18 protein-coding genes are annotated in these 19,502 nt (G+C 73.2%); 10 read left to right on the top strand and 8 right to left on the bottom strand.

What is annotated here, in order from left to right:
- Window positions 1–15: 15 nt before the first annotated feature.
- From ACIGO8_RS23755 to ACIGO8_RS23740, 4 genes are all read left to right on the top strand, one after another.
- Entirely contained in the window at window positions 16–402 is a 387-nt protein-coding gene (locus tag ACIGO8_RS23755) for a hypothetical protein (protein ID WP_399734041.1), read from the top strand.
- Between the two features lie 69 nt (window positions 403–471).
- Window positions 472–1,149 (top strand): DUF3105 domain-containing protein, encoded by a 678-nt coding sequence (locus ACIGO8_RS23750; RefSeq protein ID WP_399734038.1) that lies wholly within the window; start codon window positions 472–474, stop codon window positions 1,147–1,149.
- A 2-nt stretch (window positions 1,150–1,151) separates the two neighbouring features.
- Window positions 1,152–1,781 (top strand): DUF305 domain-containing protein, encoded by a 630-nt coding sequence (locus ACIGO8_RS23745; RefSeq protein WP_399734290.1) that lies wholly within the window; start codon window positions 1,152–1,154, stop codon window positions 1,779–1,781.
- 129 nt (window positions 1,782–1,910) lie between these two features.
- The gene (locus ACIGO8_RS23740; protein ID WP_399734035.1) at window positions 1,911–2,333 is read left to right on the top strand and encodes a CBS domain-containing protein; all 423 of its coding nucleotides are present in this window, start codon (window positions 1,911–1,913) and stop codon (window positions 2,331–2,333) included.
- Window positions 2,334–2,366: 33 nt separating this feature from the next.
- Here the strand turns inward: ACIGO8_RS23740 and ACIGO8_RS23735 are convergent, their stop codons facing one another.
- A complete protein-coding gene (locus ACIGO8_RS23735) occupies window positions 2,367–3,182 on the bottom strand; it encodes an alpha/beta fold hydrolase (protein WP_399734032.1) in 816 nt (271 codons plus the stop codon).
- Window positions 3,183–3,193: 11 nt separating this feature from the next.
- The gene (locus ACIGO8_RS23730) at window positions 3,194–3,982 is read right to left on the bottom strand and encodes a DUF998 domain-containing protein (RefSeq protein WP_399734029.1); all 789 of its coding nucleotides are present in this window, start codon (window positions 3,980–3,982) and stop codon (window positions 3,194–3,196) included.
- Window positions 3,983–4,325: 343 nt separating this feature from the next.
- Here ACIGO8_RS23730 and ACIGO8_RS23725 point away from each other — a divergent pair, with 343 nt between their 5' ends.
- The gene (locus tag ACIGO8_RS23725) at window positions 4,326–5,171 is read left to right on the top strand and encodes a DUF4190 domain-containing protein (protein ID WP_399734026.1); all 846 of its coding nucleotides are present in this window, start codon (window positions 4,326–4,328) and stop codon (window positions 5,169–5,171) included.
- A 68-nt stretch (window positions 5,172–5,239) separates the two neighbouring features.
- On the top strand, window positions 5,240–7,003 hold the full coding sequence (locus ACIGO8_RS23720) for an NAD+ synthase (RefSeq protein ID WP_399734023.1): 1,764 nt from the start codon (window positions 5,240–5,242) through the stop codon (window positions 7,001–7,003).
- A gap of 82 nt (window positions 7,004–7,085) precedes the next feature.
- Here the strand turns inward: ACIGO8_RS23720 and ACIGO8_RS23715 are convergent, their stop codons facing one another.
- The 3 genes from ACIGO8_RS23715 to ACIGO8_RS23705 form a co-directional block, all read right to left on the bottom strand.
- A complete protein-coding gene (locus ACIGO8_RS23715; RefSeq protein ID WP_399734287.1) occupies window positions 7,086–8,102 on the bottom strand; it encodes an endonuclease/exonuclease/phosphatase family protein in 1,017 nt (338 codons plus the stop codon).
- A gap of 166 nt (window positions 8,103–8,268) precedes the next feature.
- Window positions 8,269–9,255 (bottom strand): TetR/AcrR family transcriptional regulator, encoded by a 987-nt coding sequence (locus tag ACIGO8_RS23710; protein WP_399734020.1) that lies wholly within the window; start codon window positions 9,253–9,255, stop codon window positions 8,269–8,271.
- Between the two features lie 36 nt (window positions 9,256–9,291).
- A complete protein-coding gene (locus ACIGO8_RS23705) occupies window positions 9,292–10,920 on the bottom strand; it encodes an MFS transporter (RefSeq protein ID WP_399734017.1) in 1,629 nt (542 codons plus the stop codon).
- Window positions 10,921–11,127: 207 nt separating this feature from the next.
- On the opposite strand from ACIGO8_RS23705, the gene panB reads away from it, so the two are divergent.
- The 3 genes from panB to ACIGO8_RS23690 all read left to right on the top strand — a co-directional run bounded on the left by panB (window position 11,128) and on the right by ACIGO8_RS23690 (window position 14,072).
- The gene (gene panB / locus ACIGO8_RS23700) at window positions 11,128–11,991 is read left to right on the top strand and encodes a 3-methyl-2-oxobutanoate hydroxymethyltransferase (RefSeq protein ID WP_399734014.1); all 864 of its coding nucleotides are present in this window, start codon (window positions 11,128–11,130) and stop codon (window positions 11,989–11,991) included.
- Between the two features lie 222 nt (window positions 11,992–12,213).
- The gene (locus ACIGO8_RS23695) at window positions 12,214–13,215 is read left to right on the top strand and encodes an ATP-binding cassette domain-containing protein (protein WP_399734284.1); all 1,002 of its coding nucleotides are present in this window, start codon (window positions 12,214–12,216) and stop codon (window positions 13,213–13,215) included.
- Window positions 13,212–14,072 carry an ABC transporter permease gene (locus ACIGO8_RS23690; protein ID WP_399734011.1) on the top strand — a complete coding sequence of 287 codons (861 nt, stop codon included), beginning with the start codon at window positions 13,212–13,214 and terminating at the stop codon, window positions 14,070–14,072. The genes ACIGO8_RS23695 and ACIGO8_RS23690 overlap by 4 nt, the downstream gene beginning before the upstream one ends.
- A gap of 97 nt (window positions 14,073–14,169) precedes the next feature.
- Here ACIGO8_RS23690 and ACIGO8_RS23685 read toward each other — a convergent pair whose 3' ends face one another.
- On the bottom strand, window positions 14,170–17,523 hold the full coding sequence (locus ACIGO8_RS23685; protein ID WP_399734009.1) for a BTAD domain-containing putative transcriptional regulator: 3,354 nt from the start codon (window positions 17,521–17,523) through the stop codon (window positions 14,170–14,172).
- Window positions 17,524–17,711: 188 nt separating this feature from the next.
- On the opposite strand from ACIGO8_RS23685, the gene ACIGO8_RS23680 reads away from it, so the two are divergent.
- The gene (locus tag ACIGO8_RS23680; protein ID WP_399734006.1) at window positions 17,712–18,506 is read left to right on the top strand and encodes a site-2 protease family protein; all 795 of its coding nucleotides are present in this window, start codon (window positions 17,712–17,714) and stop codon (window positions 18,504–18,506) included.
- Window positions 18,507–18,535: 29 nt separating this feature from the next.
- Here the strand turns inward: ACIGO8_RS23680 and ACIGO8_RS23675 are convergent, their stop codons facing one another.
- Together ACIGO8_RS23675 and npdG are read right to left on the bottom strand one after the other, a co-directional pair.
- Window positions 18,536–18,724: a hypothetical protein gene (locus tag ACIGO8_RS23675; RefSeq protein ID WP_399734004.1), complete on the bottom strand. Its 189-nt coding sequence runs from the start codon at window positions 18,722–18,724 to the stop codon at window positions 18,536–18,538.
- 77 nt (window positions 18,725–18,801) lie between these two features.
- Complete coding sequence (gene npdG, locus ACIGO8_RS23670) at window positions 18,802–19,494, bottom strand: NADPH-dependent F420 reductase (protein ID WP_399734000.1); 693 nt, start codon at window positions 19,492–19,494, stop codon at window positions 18,802–18,804.
- Between the last annotated feature and the right edge of the window lie 8 nt (window positions 19,495–19,502).

Here is a 19,502-nt window from a genome sequence, read left to right as displayed (position 1 = left end):
CGGTACCCGCGTCCCGTGGCACTGGCGAGTGCCGTGGCGACGCTCCTCGGCGCGCTCTTCCTCTGTCTGGGCACCGGCGCGGGCACCGGCCCGGGCGAGCGGGCCCACCACGAGCGGGCGAGCGCCCGCGCCGCCTCGGCGGATGCCGGCTCCGGCGGGCTGCGGGCCGCCGAGGTGCTCCACGCCGCCGACCGGTACGTCTGTCCCTTCGACCGCGGCGACTGCTCGCTCTTCCCGTCCCTCTCCCCCGCCGTGCTCAGCGCACCGCCGCTGGACCCGCCGCTGCACGCGGCCGGCCGGCTCCCGCGGCCCGAGGTGTCGCCCGCCGGCCTCGGGACGTCCCTCCTCGGCGCCCGGCCCCGTGCGCCGGACCTCCACGTCCTTCAAGTCCTGCGGACGTAAGCGGCCGGGCTCTTCCGTCACGTTCGTTTCCGTTCGCACCTCTTCACCCACACCAGAAGGACGACCACCATGGCCGCCAACCGCTCCGCCACCGCCGACCGCCGCGCCCGCATAGAGGAGATGCGCCGCGCCGAGCAGGCCCGCGAGCGCCGCAACCGCTTCCTGACCATCGGTCTCTCCACCGTCGTCGTGCTCGGCCTCGTCGGCTTCGGCGGCTGGGTGCTGTCGAAGGAGAACGACAAGAAGGAGCAGCAGGAGGCCACCGCCAAGGCCCCCATCCAGGGCGAGAAGTCCTGGGACGCCAAGAAGCTGACCCGCAACCACGTCACCACGCCGGTGAAGTACGACATGAAGCCGCCGGTCGGCGGCGACCACAACCCGGTCTGGCAGAACTGCAACGGCGACGTCTACGACAAGCCGGTCAACGACACCAACGCCGTGCACTCCCTCGAGCACGGCGCCGTGTGGGTGACGTACACCAAGAAGGCCGCCGCCGGTGACGTCGAGAAGCTGAGCGCCAAGGTCAAGAAGACGCCGTACTCGCTCATGAGCCCGTACGAGGACCAGGCCGGCCCGATCATGCTGAGCGCCTGGGGCAAGCAGGTGACCGTGGACAACGCGAGCGACCCGCGGGTCGACGCCTTCTTCACGAAGTACGTGGGCGGCCCGCAGACGCCGGAGCCGGGCGCCGCCTGCACCGGCGGCGTCGGCGCCGACGGCCAGGGCGGCGCCGGGATGGGCCAGTGACGCTGAACCGGACGCAGTGGGCCTCGGTCACGGCCGTGGTCCTCGCGCTGCTGTTCGCCGGCGGCGCGGTCACCGTCGCCTCCGCCGACCGCGACGACGCGGCGGCCGAGGCGCCGAGGACGCCGGCCGCGGAGTCGGCGGACGCGGGCTTCGCGCGCGACATGGCCGTCCACCACCAGCAGGCCGTCGAGATGTCGTTCATCGTCCGGGACCGGACGAAGGACGAGGAGGTGCGCCGCCTCGCGTACGACATCGCCAACACCCAGGCCAACCAGCGCGGCATGATGCTGGGCTGGCTCGACCTGTGGGGCCTGCCGAAGGTGCAGTCCGGCGTGGCGCCGATGACCTGGATGGGCATGGGCGTCGACCTGGGCGGCGAGGACGGCGAGCTGATGCCGGGCATGGCGACGCGCGCCGAGCTCGACCGGCTGCGCCGGGCCTCCGGCCGGGAGGCCGAGGTGCTCTACCTGAAGCTGATGACCGAGCACCACAAGGGCGGCATCCACATGGCCCAGGGCTGTGTGGAGCGGTGCGCGCCCGGCGTCGAGCGGAACCTCGCGCAGGGCATGGTCGACGCCCAGGCGTCCGAGATCACGCTGATGGCGGACATGCTCAAGGCGCGCGGCGCCTGACGCCTGTCCTCTACGCCGTCGAGGCGACGGCCCCCGTGACCCTGCGGTCGCGGGGGCCTCGCCGCGAACGGACAATGGGAGCGCTCGGGGACGTACGGACGACGTTCTTCTACGAAAGGTACGCACCCCATGACCACGGCGAAGGACATCATGCACCCGGGGGCCCAGTGGATCCCGGCACACGAGACGCTCGACCGCGCCGCCCAGCTGATGCGCGACCTCAACGTGGGCGCGCTGCCCATCGCCGACGAGAACGAACGGCTCTGCGGCATCCTCACGGACCGTGACATCGTCGTCGGCTGTGTGGCCATGGGCCACGACCCCGCCAAGGTCACGTGCGGCGAGATGGCCAAGGGCACGCCGCGCTGGATCGAGGCCGGCGCGGACGTCAGCGCGGTGCTGGAGGAGATGCAGAGCCACCAGATCCGCCGGCTGCCCGTCATCGACGAGGACAAGCGCCTGGTCGGCATGATCAGCGAGGCCGACCTGGCCCGGCAGCTCACGGACGACCAGCTGAAGTCGTTCTGCGAGAGCGTCTACGCCGCGTCCTGACCGCTCCCGGTCCTCGCGCGGTACGCCGCCGCCTCAGCGCTGTTCCAGCACCGCCCCGGCCACCAGCTCCGGGCGGTCCAGCATGACCAGATGGCCCGACGGTTCGGCCGCCTCGTAGCGGGCGCCGAGCCGCCGGGCCAGCGCGCGCTGGCGGCGTTCCCAGCGGGCGGATCCGTCCGGCGCAGCGAGCACGGTGACGGGCAGGCCGGGCGGCAGCGGGGCGCGCTCGCGCAGTGCGAGCAGTCCGGCGGCGACGGCGCCGTAGTGGGCGTTCTCGTCGAGGGTGCCGCGCAGGACGCGGGAGGTGCGGTAGACCCGGCGGACGAGCGCGGGCGGCGCCGGATCGCGCCGCACGGCCAGGCGGCGGGCGGCCGGCCCCAGCGCGGCCGGGATCCCGGCGGCGCACAGCAGCGTGCCGAGCGCGCGGGCGAGCGCCGGTGCGGTGCGCGAGGCGCGAGGGCGTCGCTCCACTTCCTCCACGGAGGAGTCGAGGAGGACGAGGCCGGCGGTACGGGACGGGTGGCGGCGCGCGAAGGCCTCGGCGTGGAAGCCGGCGATCGAGTGCCCGACGACGGTGGCCGGCCCGGGCAGCCCGAGCGCGTCGAGCAGACCGGCGATCCGGTCGCCCTCGCCGGCGGCGGTGGGCGGGGCCGCGGCGGGCTCGGAGAGGCCGTGGCCGGGCCGGTCGAAGCGGACGACGGTGCGGTGCGGGGCGAGCAGCCGGACGACCGGGTCCCAGTCGAACCAGCTCATGCCGAGCCCGGCGGCGAGGACGCAGACGGGCCCGGAGCCGTCGACGACGACGTGATGGGCGACGCCGCCGAGCCGTACGAAGCGTGCCGCCGTCACCGCTGTCCCCGTCACCGCTGACCCCGTTCCCGTTCGCCGGCCCGCGCCCCGGCCCGGCCCTGCTCCTCCGACCGCGGCCGCTCCCGTACGGACCGCCGCCGCGCCGTCTCCTCCTGTCGTACGGAGTGGGCCAGGAGCCCCAGCCACAGCGCCACCACCAGGACCTGCAGCCGCTGGCCGGCGCCCAGCGAGGAGGTGCCGCCTCCCGCCTCGAAGGCGGCGACGGCGGCGAGCGTCCAGGCGGTGGCCGCGAACTCGGCGACGACGAGGGCGGGTCCGAGCCGGGCGAGCGGCGCCCAGATCCCGTAGCGCCGGGCGGCCACGGTCAGCGCGAGCATCGCGGCCAGGGCCCCGGTCATGGCGAGGGTGGAGCTGACCGCGTGCGCGGCGTGGGTGGCGGGCACGAGCCCGGCGGTCTCGCGGGCGGCGCACTCGGGGTCCACGGTCGGGGCGCAGCTGAGCGGCAGCCGCGAGTCGGCGACGGTGGCGGCGCCGAAGAGGGCGAGGGCGAGCAGGCCGCCGCGCAGCCAGGGCCGGCGCGGCACCGGGCGGGCGTCCGCGCGGCGGGCCGTCGCCGCGAGCCCGGCCGTCGCGCCGGCCAGGACCAGCAGACCGGCCGTCAGGTCCGTGGCGCGGAAGAGGCCGCCGAGGGGCTGGTCGGCGGCGGCGAGTTCGGAGACGTAGGTGCGGACCGGGTCGAGACCGGTGCGCAGGACGACTTCGAGGACCCAGGCGGTGTACGCGAGCGCGCCGAGCGCCAGCAGCACGGCTGCGGCCCGCCCGACGCTCGTGAACACCATGGACACTCTGGACACCCTGGACACAGTGGGTCGAACGTCGGGCCACGGCGCGAGGTTCCCCGGCACACGGCACACGGCACACGGCATCCGGCGGACAGGGCAGGCAGGACAGACAGGGCAGGCAGGGCGGACGGGGCGGACAGGTCTCCCATGTCGGCACGTAGCCGGAGGAAACTCCTGACCGGTCGTCAGCGGTGATCACATTTCGCCCACGAAACACCTGCCGTCTCCACAATTCCCTGGCCCGCGACCTTACGCCTGCTTTACGGTCATGATCTCCAGGGGTGGGGCGACGTGCCGGTACCCCATGCCGTCTCACGGCCGTCTCACGAAGGACACCCGCATGACCATGCCCAGCCCCTCGCCCGCCCAGCCCTACGGTCCGCCCGGGATGCCGGGCATGCCGCAGGCCCCGCTTCCGCAGCCCCGCAACGGCCTCGGCGTCACGGCTCTGGTCCTGGGCATCGTCGGCCTGGTCTTCGCGATCATCCCGATCTTCTTCTGGCTCGGCGCGATCCTGGGCGTGCTCGCCCTGATCTTCGGCATCATCGGCGCCTCCCGGGCGAGCAAGGGCCTGGCGACCAACAAGGGCATGGCGATCACCGGCACCGTCCTCGGCGGCCTCTCGGTCGTCGTGGCGGTCATCTGGGTGATCGTCCTCGCCACGGCGGTCAAGGACGTCGCCGAGGAGCTGGACAAGGTGAAGGTGGACGGCACGCCGAGCGCCTCCGCCGCGCCGGGCGGCGAGGCCACCGACGCGCCCTCCAAGGACACCGGCGAGAAGGCTCCCGCGGCGCTGAAGTTCGGCGACACCTTCACGTACGACGACGGGATCAAGGTCACCGTCTCCCAGCCGAAGGCGCACACCCCGGACGGGTTCGCCGCGGGCCACACCAAGGGCAACAAGGCCTTCCAGGTGACGATCACCATCGTCAACGGCAGCGACAAGCCGCTCGACGTGGCCGGCGCGCTGCCGGACGCCAAGGACGCCCAGGGCGCCGCCGCCGACATGGTCTTCGACGGCAGCTACGCCTCCAAGCCGTTCCAGGGCAAGGTGCTGCCCGGCAAGCAGGCCACGGCCCAGTACACCTTCTCGCTGGCCCCGGCCGCGGCCGGTGAGCTGCAGGTCGAGCTCTCGCCGACGATCCTCGAGCACGACGCGCAGATCTGGACCGGCCCGACGAAGTAGTCGCCACCGAGCCGGCCGAGGCACGTTCCCCAGGACATCGCGTCGAATTGACGATTAGACTGGGGAGCGTGCCTCAACTACGCCTCGCTCTGAATCAGATCGACTCCACCGTCGGCGATCTCACCCACAACGCCGAGGCCGTCGTCACCTGGACCCGGCACGCCGCCGAGCAGGGCGCGCACCTCGTCGCGTTCCCCGAGATGGCGCTGACCGGCTATCCCGTCGAGGACCTGGCGCTGCGGCCCTCGTTCGTCGAGGCCTCCCGGGCCGCCCTGCGGGCGCTCGGGCGGCGGCTCGCCAACGAGGGTTTCGGCGACCTTCCCGTGATCGTCGGCTACCTCGACCGCTCCGAGCGCGCCCAGCCGCGGCTCGGCCGGCCCGCCGGGTCGCCGGAGAACGCGGCGGCGGTGCTGTACCGCGGCGAGGTGGTGCTGCGCTTCGCCAAGCACCACCTGCCCAACTACGGCGTCTTCGACGAGTACCGCTACTTCGTCCAGGGCGACACCATGCCCGTCGTCCGCGTCCACGGCGTCGACGTGGCCCTCGCCATCTGCGAGGACCTGTGGCAGGAGGGCGGCCGGGTCCCGGCGGCCCGCAGCGCCCGGGCCGGGCTGCTCCTGTCGGTCAACGCCTCGCCGTACGAGCGGAACAAGGACGACACCCGGCTCGAACTCGTCCGCAAGCGGGCCCAGGAGGCCGGCTGCACCACCGCGTATCTCGCGATGACGGGCGGTCAGGACGACCTGGTCTTCGACGGCGACTCCATCGTCGTCGACGCGGCCGGCGAGGTCGTCGCCCGCGCCCCGCAGTTCACCGAGGGCTGCGTCGTCCTCGACCTCGACCTGCCGGCCGCCGACCCGCAGGCGCCCCCGAGCGGCACCGTCGTCGACGACGGGCTGCGGATCGACCGGGTCGTGCTGTCGGAGGAGCCGCTGCCCGCGTACGAGCCGGAGGTGACCGGCGGTCAGGCGGAGCGGCTCGACGACGACGAGGAGGTCTACTCGGCGCTCGTGGTCGGCCTGCGGGCGTACGTGAAGAAGAACGGCTTCCGTTCCGTGCTGGTCGGCCTGTCCGGCGGCATCGACTCGGCCCTGGTCGCCGCGATCGCCTGCGACGCGCTCGGGCCGGAGCACGTGTACGGCGTGTCGATGCCGTCGAAGTACAGCTCCGGGCACTCGCGCGACGACGCCGCCGAACTGGCCCGCCGCACCGGACTCCACTTCCGCACGGTGTCGATCGAGCCGATGTTCGACGCCTACATGGGCGCGCTCGGCCTCACCGGCCTCGCCGAGGAGAACCTCCAGTCCCGGCTGCGCGGCACGCTCCTGATGGCGCTGTCCAACCAGGAGGGCCACATCGTCCTCGCGCCCGGCAACAAGTCCGAGCTGGCGGTGGGCTATTCGACGCTGTACGGCGATTCCGTCGGCGCGTACGGACCCATCAAGGACGTCTACAAGTCGGACGTCTTCCGGCTCGCCCGCTGGCGCAACCGCGCCGCCGAGGAGCGCGGCCAGGCCCCGCCGATCCCGGAGAACACCCTCACCAAGCCGCCGAGCGCCGAACTCCGGCCGGGCCAGGTCGACACCGACTCGCTGCCGGACTACGACGTCCTGGACCGGATCCTGGCGCTGTACGTGGACGGCGACCGCGGCAAGGACGAGATCGTGGCGGCGGGTTACGACGACGCGATGGTGACGCAGACCCTGCGGATGGTCGACACGGCCGAGTACAAGCGCCGCCAGTACCCGCCGGGCACGAAGATCTCGGCGAAGGGCTTCGGCAAGGACCGCCGTCTGCCGATCACCAACCGGTGGCGGGAGACGCGCTCCTGAGCGCGAAGACGCGGGAGCGGCGGGAGCGACCGGCGAGACCGTCGAGACCGGCGAGACGGTCGAGGCCTGCGACGCGCTCGCGCTAGAGCTTGACGCGGGCGGCCACCGGAAGGTGGTCGCTCTTCGTCTCCGGCAGCGACCAGGAGGAGGTCGGTTCCACGCCCTTCACCATGATCTGGTCGATGCGGGCCATCGGGAACGACGCCGGCCAGCTGAAGCCGAAGCCGTCGCCCGCCGCGCCCTGCGTGGAGCGGAGCTGGGAGGTGACGGCGTTGAGGGAGCGGTCGTTCATGGTGCCGTTGAGGTCTCCGAGCAGGACGATCCGCTGGTGCGGGTCGTGGGAGATGGCCTCGCCGAGGGCGTTGGCGCTGTCGTCGCGCTGGTTGGCGGTGAAGCCGGCGTTGAGCTTGACGCGTACGGAGGGCAGGTGGGCCACGTAGACGGCCACCTCGCCGGCCGGGGCGGCCACGGTGGCCCGCATCGCACGGGTCCAGCCGAGGCGGATGTCGACGGGCTGGGCGTCGCGCAGCGGGTAGGTGCTCCACAGGCCGACCGTGCCCTGGACCGAGTGGTATTTGTACGTCTCGGCGAGGACCCGCTCGTAGACCGGGACCATGTCGCCCTTGAGCTCCTCCAGGGCGACGACGTCGGCGCCGGAGGCGGCGACCTGACGGGCCGTGCCCTCGGGATCGGGGTTGTCGGCGTTGACGTTGTGGGTCACCACGGTGAGGTCGCCGCCGGCCTCGGACTTGTCGACGACCAGCCCGCCGAACAGATTCAGCCAGACCACGACCGGCACGAGCAGCGCGACGAGCGCGGTCGCGGAGCGGCGCAGCAGGGCGAGGACGAGGAGCACCGGCACGAAGAGGCCGAGCCAGGGGAGGAAGGTTTCGGTGAGGCTGCCGAGGTTGCCGATGCGGTTGGGGATGTCGGCGTGAAGCACCATCAGGAGCGCCAGTACGACGGCGCACAGGGCGAGGACGATGCCGCGCCGCCAGATGCCGGGGTCGCGGCGGAGCCGGGCGAGGCGGGCGCCGAGCCCTGGTCGGGGCCCGGAGGTTCCGCCGTTCTCGGTCTCCGTCATGTCCACCCGCGCCATCGCTGCCGTCCTCACTGCCTTACTGCCTTGCTGTGCGACCCGGTCTCGACACTAGGCGATTCCGGGTCGGTCGTACTCATCGAGGGACGACACACGCCCGTGGCGGGTTCCTGCAGGTCGCGCGGGGCGGACGGCTGTGACAGAACGCGCACATTCGTACGTTCTGTCAGTCGCGCGGCCGCAGCCCCTCCAGGACGGCGTCCACGACCTGTTCGGCGAGGCCGGGCTCGAGGGTGGCACCGGGGCGGATGATGCTGCGCAGGAGGAGCGGGCCGGTGAAGAGGTCGTTGACGAGTTCGACGTCGAGGTCGTCACGGATCTCGCCGAGCTCCATGCCGCGCCGTACGACGTCGATGCCGAGGCGGCGGCGGGGCTCGATGACGGTGTGGTGGTAGGCGTCCCAGAGCTTCGGATAGAGCTGCATCTGCGAGAAGACGTTGTGCAGGAGGGCGGAATTGCGCTTGGCGAGCCCGCGCTGCCGGATCGACTCCATGAGTGCGACGAGGTCGTCCCGCACGGACACACCGGGCAGCACCGGGTCCGGCGGCTCGACCGACCGGAGGAGGTCGACGAAGAGGTCCTCCTTGCCGGCCCACCGCCGGTAGATCGTCGCCTTCCCGACGCCGGCCGTCCGAGCGATCTTCTCGATCGACAGCTCGGCCAGGGGCACGCCCTTCTCCAGCAGCCCGACGGCCGCCTCGAAGATCGCCTCCTCGACGCCCTGCGCCCGCGGCCGCCCTCGCCGCGGGCCACCCCCGGCCGGGGCGCCCCCGGCCGGAGCGGAACCGGCCGAGGTGGACCCGGCCGGGCCAGGACCGGCCGAGGCGGGACCGGCCGGAGCGGAACCGGCCGGGCCGGGACCGGCCGGAGCGGAACCGGCCGGGCCGGGAGCGGTGCCGCCGGCGGCCGCGCCGGGCGAGGCCGCCGCCTGCGGGCCGGCGGCCCGACCAGCAGGAAAGGCGACGCCGGGCGCGGCGCATCCGGCCAGCAGCGGGCCGAGCCCGCCGGCCGGGGCGGGCGGCCCGGGCGGCGCGGGCGGCCGCTCCTCGTGCTGCGGGCCCGACGGCCCCTCGCCCGCCCGCGCCGACGGCGTGGCAGCCGCCGCGGGGGCGGGCAGGGCGGAATCGGGCGGTGGGGCCGGGTGGTGCGACACGGGATCCGCCTTTCGTTCCGTGGGGCCGGACACCCCCTATTTCGCGACCGATTCTCCCGCCTCGGCCGGGGCGTCCTCGACCGTGGGTCCCTCGGGGCCGGCCGGCGGGCGGCCCGGGAGGAAGAGGGCGACGACGACGGCGCCGAGGACGGCGACGGCGGCGGAGCCGATGGCGGTGACGTGCATCGCGTCGAGGAAGGCGTCGTAGGCCGGGGCGACGAGGCCGCGGCCCGACGGGCCGAGCTTCTCCGCGACGGCCAGGGTCGCCTCGACGGACTCGCCCGCCGCCTCGCGCAGGCCGGCCGGGACGGCGCCCAGGTGCCCCTCGATCTCGCCGCGGTAGGTGCTGGACAGGACCGAGCCGAGCACCGCCACGCCGAGCGCGCCGCCGACCTGCCGGAAGGTGTTGTTGATGGCGGAGCCGGAGCCCGCCCGCTCGCGCGGCAGGGACTGCATCACGGAGACGGTGACCGGCGTCATGATGTGCGCCATGCCCGCGCCCTGCAGGAAGAAGACGACCTCCAGGACCCACACCGGCGTGTCCGCCTCGAAGAAGGCGAACGCGCCCAGGCCCAGCGCCACCGCCAGCATGCCCGCCGTGCACACGGCGCGCGCGCCGAAGCGCTCCACGACGAAGCGGGCCCGCGGCGCGAAGACCATCTGGGCGATGGCGAGCGGCAGGATGAGCAGCCCGGAGTCCAGCGCGCTGTAGCCGCGGACGCTCTGCAGGTAGAACGCGGAGAAGAAGGTCACGCCCATGAGGGCGAAGAAGACCAGCGCGATCGCGGCGACGGCGGCGGAGAAGGCGGGCTTGCGGAAGGAGGAGACGTCCAGCGCCGGATGGTCGCTGCGCTTCTCGTACAGCACGAAACCGACCAGGACCGCGAGCCCGGCGAGCGCCGGCAGCAGCACGCTGACGTCGGTGAAGCTGGCCAGCTCGCCGCCGCGGATGATGCCGTACACGAGCAGGACGAGCCCGAGGACCGACAGCAGCACACCGGGCAGGTCGATGCGGCCCGGCTTGGGGTCCTTGGAGTCGGGCACGAGCCAGGCCATGAGCGCGAAGGCGAGCAGCACCACCGGCACGTTCACCAGGAAGATCGAGCCCCACCAGAAGTGCTCCAGGAGGACGCCGCCGGTGATGGGCCCGACCGCGATGGCGAGGCCGACGCCGCCGGCCCAGATGCCGATGGCCTTGGGCTGCTCGTTGCGCTCGAAGACGTTCATGAGGACGGCGAGGGTGGCCGGCATGACGAACGCCGCGCCGAAGCCCATCACGGCCCGGTACGCGATCAGCTCGCCGGGGCCGCCGGAGAACGCGGCCAGCGCCGAGCCGACGCCGAAGACCGTGATGCCGAAGAGCAGCACCTTCTTGCGGCCGAGCCGGTCCCCGAGCAGGCCGGAGGTGAAGAGGAGTCCGGCGAAGACGAGCGTGTAGGAGTTGATCGACCACTCCAGCTCGCTCTGGGTGGCGCCGATGCCGGTGGGCGCCGGGCTGGCGATCGTCTTGACCGCGACGTTCAGGATCGAGTTGTCGAGGACGACGATCAGCAGGCTGAGCATGAGCACGCCGAGGATCGCCCAGCGGCGGCGGTGCACGGCCTCGGGAACGCCCGGCGTGCGGGGCGCTGCGGAGGCGGCGGAGACAGGGGACGGCTGAGACATGCCTCCACCCTACGACCATTTCGATACGAGACCGTCTCGTATTGAAAAAGCTGACGATCTCTTTACGAAGTGCGCGGCCCGGTGTGAACAGCGCCACTTCGCCCCACTCGTCGGCCTGCTTCCCCGCCCGCCCGCGGAAGTGCCACCATGGATGTGGTCCGGGGACGCCACAGGGCGCCTCGAGATGACACAGAGGAGCCGTTCACCATGACGCTTCAGGCTGCCCAGAAACCGCCCGCCGACAGCAGCAAGGCGCTGTACGGAGGGAAGGGCACCCGCCGCATCACCGTCCACGACATCGCCGCCGCCAAGGTCCGCGGCGAAAAGTGGCCCATGCTCACCGCCTACGACGCCATGACCGCCTCCGTCTTCGACGAGGCCGGCATCCCGGTGATCCTCGTCGGCGACTCCATGGGCAACTGTCACCTCGGCTACGACACCACCGTGCCCGTCACGATGGACGAGATGACGCTGCTCTCCGCCGCCGTCGTCCGGGGCACCAAGCGCGCCCTCGTCGTCGGCGACCTCCCCTTCGGCTCGTACCAGGAAGGGCCCGTCCAGGCCCTGCGCAGCGCCACCCGGCTGGTCAAGGACGCGGGCGTCGGCGCGATCAAGCTGGAGGGCGGTGAGCGGTCGCTGCCGCAGACCGAACTCCTCGTCCAGGCCGGCATCCCGGTCATGTCCCACCTCGGCCTGACCCCGCAGTCCGTCAACACCATGGGCTACCGGGTGCAGGGCCGCAGCGACGAGGCCGCCCACCGGCTGCTCAGCGACGCCAAGGCGGCGCAGGACGCGGGCGCCTTCGCCGTCGTCCTGGAGCTCGTCCCGGCCGAGCTGGCCGCCGAGGTCACGCGCTCCCTGCACATCCCCACCATCGGCATCGGCGCCGGCCCCGGCACGGACGCGCAGGTCCTCGTCTGGACCGACATGGCCGGTCTGACCGGCGGCAAGGTGCCGCGCTTCACCAAGCAGTACGCCAACCTGCGCGAGACGCTCGGCGACGCCGCGCGCGCCTTCGCGGAGGACGTCAGCGGCGGGGCGTTCCCCGCCGAGGAGCACACCTTCCACTGATCGCCCACCAGCCACAGCGGTAAGACGACAGCCCGCCGACCGTCCCCCGTCGGCGGGCTGTCGACATGCGCGGCGACGTCTCTCTCCCTGCCCCGGCGTCCGCCCGCCGCCGTCGGTGACCGTCGGCGGGCTGTCGACCGTCGGTGACTGTAGGCGGCTGTCGGTGGTTGTAGGCGGTGCTGTCGGTCGGCTGTCGGTGCGCTGTCGGTGGCCACCTGTTCCATGGTGGACATGACGCGATCACACACCAACGCCGTCGAGGTCCGGGGCCTCGTGAAGCACTTCGGCGACACCAAGGCCCTCGACGGGGTCGACCTGGACGTCCGGGAGGGCACGGTGCTCGGGGTCCTCGGCCCCAACGGCGCCGGCAAGACCACCCTCGTCCGCTGCCTGTCCACCCTGATCGTCCCGGACGCCGGGACCGCCACCGTCGCCGGCTACGACGTGGTGCGCCAGCCCCGCCAGCTGCGCCGCACCATCGGCCTCACCGGCCAGTACGCCTCGGTCGACGAGAAGCTGTCCGGCCGGGAGAACCTCTACATGATCGGGCGGCTGCTCGACCTCTCCCGCCAGGAGGCCCGCTCCCGCGCCGACGAGCTCCTGGAGCGCTTCTCGCTCACCGAGGCCGCCAGGCGCCCCGCGATGAACTACTCCGGCGGCATGCGGCGCCGTCTCGACCTGGCCGCCTCCATGATCGGCCGGCCCGCCGTGCTCTATCTGGACGAGCCGACCACCGGTCTCGACCCGCGCACCCGCAACGAGGTGTGGGACGAGGTGCAGCGGATGGTCGCCGAGGGCGCGACCGTGCTGCTCACCACCCAGTACATGGAGGAGGCCGAGCAGCTCGCCTCCGAGCTGACCGTCATCGACCGGGGCCGGGTCATCGCCAAGGGCGGTGTCGACGATCTCAAGGCCCGCGTCGGCGGCCGCACCCTCAAGGTCCGCCCGGCCGACCCGGCCGAGCTGCCCGCCATGGCGGCGGTCCTCCGCGAGACCGGTCTCGACGGGATCGGCGGCGCCAGTGTCGTACCCGACGAGGGCGCGCTGTACGTGCCGATCCTCAGCGACGAGCAGCTGACCGCCGTCGTCGGCGTGTTCGGCGCCCGCGGTTTCGGCATCGCCCACATCGGCACCCATCTGCCCAGCCTCGACGAGGTGTTCCTCGCCATCACCGGCGAGAAGGCCACCGTCTCCGACACGATCACCGAGGAGGTCGCCGCATGAGCACCACCACCCTTCCCCAGTCCTCCGTGGACGCCCCGGGCTCCGGCCCCGCCCGGCGGCCCGCCGCCGGCGGCGCGGACGGACGGATCGGCCTGCGGGCCAACCTCCGCCACATCGGCGCCCTCGCCCGGCGCAACGCGCTCCAGATCAAGCAGGACCCGGAGTCGATGTTCGACGCCGTCCTGATGCCGATCATCTTCATCCTGCTGTTCGTGTACGTCTTCGGCGGCGCCGTGGCCGGCAAGGGCAATCAGCAGGAGTACGTGAACTACCTGGTGCCCGGCCTGATGGCCATGATGGGCATGAACATCGCGATGGCCGTCGGCACCGGCATCAACGACGACTTCAAGAAGGGCGTCATGGACCGGTTCCGGACCATGCCGATCGCCCGTTCCTCGGTCCTCATCGCGAAGATCGTCGTCGAGGTCGGCCGGATGCTGATCGCCACCGCGATCCTGCTGGGCATGGGCTTCCTGCTGGGCCTGGAGATCCACACCTCGGTCCTCGACCTGTTCGCCGCCGTCGGCCTGTCCATGGTCTTCGGCGCGTCCCTGATGTGGATCTTCATCCTGCTCGGTCTCACGCTGAAGACGGCCCAGGCGGTCCAGGGAATGGCGATGCTCGTCCTGATGCCCCTGCAGTTCGGCTCCTCGATCTTCGCCAAGCCGACCACGATGCCCGGCTGGCTGCAGTCCTTCACCGACTACAACCCGCTGTCCAACCTCGCCGACGCCGCCCGCGCCCTGATCAACGGCGGTCCCGTCGCCCACTCCGTGTGGATGACGCTCGCCTGGGCGGTCGGCATCACCGTGGTCACCGCGCCGCTCGCGGTCGCCAAGTTCCGCAACAAGACCTGACGGCCCGCCGGCGAAAGCCGGCCGGGACCGGTCCGGACCGGAACGGACCGGACCGGACCGGACCGAACCGGACCGGGGAATCGGTACTCGGCGCGCCTCAGATCGCGTCGGCGGCGCGTGCGAGCAGGGCGGCGGCCTCCTCCAAGGAGAGGCCGCCGCCCTCGGCGTACGCGGCCTCGAACTCCTTCTCGTCGCCGAGCGCGGCGCGCGCGAGCTCGGTCGCCCGCGCCCGGTTCTCCCGCTCCATGGGCGGCGGCAGATGCCCAGGCGGCAGCAGCCCCTCGTACGCGCCGAGCAGGACCGCCGCCGTACGGGCCGACGGGCCGCCGAGGCCGGCCAGCGCCCACGCGGCCGTGATCAGATGGACCGCCGGCATCTGCGGCGCGACCATGATCGACAGGCCGCCGAGCGAGCGCTCGAAGGCCCGCCGGGCGAGGTCGAAGGCCTCGGCGTACCGCCCGTCCAGGTTCTCCACCCAGCCCAGGCTGCCGAGCGTGAAGCCCTCGAAGATGGAGAACGTCTCCGAGCTGAACTCCTCGAGCAGCCGCCGCAGATGCGTCCGCGCCTCGGCGGTGCGGCCGGTCCTGCCGAGCAGCAGCGCCAGGAAGATCCGGGCCGCGAGCATCGGCTCGTGCCCGCGCCCGTGCTCGCCCTCGACGACCTCGCGCAGGATCCGCTCGGCCTCCTCGCCGCGGCCGGTCTCGATCAGCATGTCGGCGTAGCGGGCGCGCAGCAGCGCCATCTGGGACTGGGCGCCGATCCGGCGCGCGAAGCCGATCGCGGCCTCGAAGTCCTCGGCGGCGCCGTGGAACTCCAGCCGCCGCTCGCGGGCCTCGGCCCGGGACGACAGCGCCTCGGCCGCGCCCCAGGCGTCGTCGAGCCGTACGAAGATCTCCAGGCTCTCCTCGGCGTCGGCGGCGGCCTGCCCGGCCAGGTCGGCGCGGTTGGCGAGCATGTTGGCGCGCAGCTGGAGGGCGTTGCCGAGCTCCCACTCGTAGCCGTAGTGGCGGCAGGCCTCCACGTGGGCGTCCAGGGCCTTGCCCATGAGGCCGGGTTCGGCGATGAGGAGCACGGCGAAGACGGTGAACGAGCCGGGCAACCGGCAGGTCTGCGGAAGGCCGGGCGGATAGCAGTCGTTGATGCGCCGCAGCCGCTCGACGCCCTCGGGCGTGGTCCACCGGCCGGTCTCGTGGTCCATGTTGAGCAGCTCGATCAGCCGCACCCCGCGCCTGGCCTCCCACAGCTGGTCCTCGCCGAGCGGCGGAGGCGCGGCGGTCACCGGCTCGTAGAGCGGTACGACGGGGCCGGCGGCCGGTCCGAACGGGTCGGGCCCGAGGGCGGCGACGCTCTCGGCCCAGTGCAGGGCGTCGGCCCGCAGGTCGCGCATGGTCCAGTACCAGAGCAGGGCGTGCACGAGCACCAGCGCCTCGTGCTCGTCGCGCGCGTCCACCGCCCGCCGGAGCGCGGTGCGCAGGTTCCCGTACTCGGTGCCGAAGCGGGCGACGGCGGCGACCTGGCGGCCGGTGCGCAGTTCGGGGTCGGTGAGGCGGGCGAGTTCGCGGTAGTGGACGAGGTGCCGCCGTTCGACGACCGCACGCTCACCGGCCTCGTCGAGCCGCTCGGCGGCGTACTCGGCGACGGTCTCCAACAGGCGGTAGCGCATGCCGGTCTCCACCGGCGCGGCCACCACGAGCGACTTGTCGACGAGCGAACCGAGCAGATCGAGGACGTCACCCGAGACCGCTCCCCCACCCAGGCCCTCGCCCGCGGCACCCGCGCCCACGGCTCCCGCGCCCGCGGCACCGGGATCGGTCCCGCCGCACACCGCCTCCGCCGCCTCCAGGTCACAGCCACCCGTGAACACCGACAACCGGCGCAGCACAGCCCGCTCGCCCTCGTCCAACAGGTCCCACGACCAGTCGACCACCGCCCGCAACGTCTGCTGCCGCGGCAACACCGTCCGCGCACCCGAGGTCAACAGACGGAAACGGTCGTCCAACCGGTCCGCGATCTGCCGCGGCGACAACACCCGCAACCGCGCCGCCGCCAGCTCGATCGCGAGCGGCAGACCGTCCAGACGCCGCACGATCTCCGCCGCCGCCTCCGCGTCCCGCTCCACCCGGAAACCCGGCCGCACCGCCGCACCCCGCTCACCGAACAGCCGCACCGCCGTCTCCGGCGGCAACGGACCCACCGGCCGCACCACCTCACCCGGCACACCCAACGGCTCACGACTCGTCGCCAGCACCGACACACCCGGACACCGCTCCAGCAACACCGCCACCACAGCCGCCGCAGCACCCACCACATGCTCACAGTTGTCCAACAGGAGCAGCATCCGCCGGCGGGCGCAGTGCTCGACGAGGCGGCCCGTCGGGTCCTCGCCGAGGCGGAGTTCCTCGGCGCCCGCACCGCGCAGCACGGTCTCGCGGGCGCCGACCGCGGCGAGGACGGCCTCGGTGACGGCCTCCGGGTCGGTGACGGGAGCGAGTTCGACGAGCCAGACGCCGTCGCGGTACGCGCCGTCGGCGGCGGAGCCGGCCCGCTCGGCGGCCTCCTGGGACAGCCGGGTCTTGCCGGCGCCGCCGGGCCCGAGCAGGGTGACCAGGCGCGCGGTGCGCAGGTCGTCCTGGACGGCGGAGATGTCGTCCTCGCGCCCGACGAAGCTGGTGAGGCGCGCGCGGAGGTTGCCGACGGCGGCGGCCGGGGCCTGCGCGCCGGCCGGCGGCGCTGCCGGTGCCTGCAGCAACTCGGCGTGCAGGGAGCGCAGTTCGGGCGACGGATCGGCGCCGAGCCGGTCGGCGAGGGTGCGGCGCGTGGTCTCGTACGCCGCGAGCGCCTCGGAGGGCCGGCCCGTGTCGCGCAGGGCGCGGATGCGCAGCGCCTGGAGCGGCTCGTCCAGCGGGTGGGCGACGCACAGGGCGTCGAGTTCGGGCAGCGCCGCGGCCGCCTCGCCCAGCGCGAGCGCCGCGGTCAGGCGGGCCCGGCGGGCGTCGAGCCGGCGGGCCTCCCAACGGGCGGCCTCGGCCTCGCGGTCGGGCAGATCGGCGAGCGCGGGTCCCTTCCACAGGGCGAGGGCCTCGTCGAGGAGCGCGGCGGCGGGCCCGGGACGGCCCGCGTCCAGCTCCCGTACGCCCTCGGCCGCGAGGCGTACGAAGCGGTGGGCGTCGACGTCGTCGGGCGCGGCGGCGAGGCGGTAGCCGCCCTCGACGGACTCCACCCGCTCGTGGCCGAGGGCCCGGCGCAGCCGGCCCACCAGGGCCTGGAGCGCGGCGACGGCGTCGGCCGGGGGCTCCATGCCCCACACCTCGTCGACGAGGACGCCCACGGGCACCGCCCGCCCGGCCCGCAGCGCGAGCACGGTGAGCAGCGCGCGCACTCGGGGGCCGCCGACGGCGACGGGGCCTTGCGGCGTGTGGGCCCGGGTCGGGCCGAGGAGGCAGTAGCGCACGCCCCCATTCTCCGCGATCGCCGATCGCCCACCCGCCCTTCCACCTCCCCGGGTTGGCCCCGGGTTGGCCCCGGGTTGGCCCCGGGTTGGCCTCCGGGGTCCCGTGGCCCACCCGGAGGAGGAACCGGGGGCGGGGGTCGGTACGTTGCCCGAAGACGTCCGCGCCGAACCGCACCGGGAGCCTCATCATGTCCACGACCACCCACCGCCACCACGACCGGCGGATCAGCCCCGTCTTCCTGGCGATCCTCGCGGTCATGGCCGTCACCGGCTGGGCCGTCTGGACGGACTTCGCGACCGTGCCCGGGCTCGCCGTGTTCCTCTTCGTGACCTCGGCCTGGATCGTCTCGCTCTGTCTGCACGAGTACGCGCACGCCCGCACCGCCCTGCACGGCGGCGACATCACGGTGGGCGCCCGGGGCTATCTGACCCTCAACCCGCTCGCGTACACCCACGCCGTCCTCAGCATCGTGCTGCCGGTGCTCTTCGTGATCATGGGCGGTATCGGTCTGCCGGGCGGCGCCGTGTTCATCGAGCGCGACCGGGTCCGGGGCCGCTGGAAGCACAGCCTCATCTCGGCGGCGGGGCCGCTGGCGAACGTGCTGTTCGCCCTCGTCTGCACCGCGCCGTTCTGGCTCGGCGCCCTCGACGGCGTCCCGGTCACCTTCCAGTACGCGCTCGCCTTCCTGGCGTTCCTCCAGGTCACGGCGGCCCTGCTGAACCTGCTGCCGGTGCCGGGCCTGGACGGTTACGGCGTGATCGAGCCCTGGCTGTCGTACAACGTCAAGCGGCAGATCGAGCCCTACGCGCCGTACGGCTTCTTCGTCGTGATCGCGCTGCTCTTCGTCCCGGCGATCAACGGGGCCTTCTTCGACGCGATCGACGCGCTCATGCGGGCGCTCGGCGTGCCGGAGCTGTCCCGCTACTGCGGCTCGGAGCTGTTCCGGTTCTGGCGGGGCACGCCGGAGATCTGCGAGATCTGACCCACCGGACCCGATCCGGTCCGGCCGGTCTAGGACTCGGAGTCGGCCGGGGCGGCGGACAGGCGGGCGCGCTTGACGTAGAACCAGGCCATGTTCGACGACAGGCCCGCGAGCAGCACCCACACGATGCCGATGAAGCTGCCCTGGGCGAAGGAGACGACGGCCGCGGCGACGGCGAGCGCGCAGACGACAAGGGCGTAGAGGGCGAGGCGGGGCATGGGGTCGGCTCCTGTCCGGTTACGGCGTTTCGTGCCCGTCCAGTGTCCCCCATGCCCCGGTCCGTGCCGGGACCGGCTCAGACGTCGGTGACCCGCAGGCCCGCGTGGGCCTTGTAGCGGCGGTTGACCGAGATCAGGTTGGCGACGAGCGACTCGACCTGGTGGGCGTTGCGCAGCCGGCCGGCGAAGACGCCGCGCATGCCGGGGATGCGGCCGGCCAGGGCCTGGACGATCTCCACGTCGGCGCGGACCTCGCCGAGGACCATGACGTCGGTGTCGATCTCGTCGATCGAGGCGTCCTGGAGGAGGACGGCCGACAGGTGGTGGAAGGCGGCGGTGACGCGCGCGTCGGGCAGCAGCGCGGCGGCCTGCTCGGCGGCGGAGCCTTCCTCCGGCTTGAGCGCGTAGGCGCCCTTCTTGTCGAAGCCGAGCGGGTTCACGCAGTCCACGACGAGCTTGCCGGCGAGTTCCCCGCGCAGCGACTCCAGGGTCTTGGCGTGGCCCTCCCACGGCACGGCGACGATCACGATGTCGCTGCGGCGGGCGCACTCGGCGTTGTCCGCGCCCTCGACGCCGAGGCCCAGCTCCGCGGCGGCGGTCCGGGCGCGGTCGGCGGCCCGCGAGCCGATGATCACCTTCTGGCCGGCCTTGGCGAGGCGGTAGGCGAGGCCGCGGCCCTGGTCGCCGGTGCCGCCGAGGACGCCGACGACGAGGCCGGAGACGTCCGGCAGGTCCCAGGGGTCCTTGGGTGCAGGGGTAGAGGAAGTCATGGCCCCGA

This window comes from Streptomyces sp. NPDC053493, assembly GCF_044544825.1.
In the GTDB taxonomy this organism is placed as follows: Bacteria; Actinomycetota; Actinomycetes; order Streptomycetales; family Streptomycetaceae; genus Streptomyces.
Note: the sequence above shows the minus strand (reverse complement) of the source record. Positions and strands in the feature narration are given on the sequence as shown.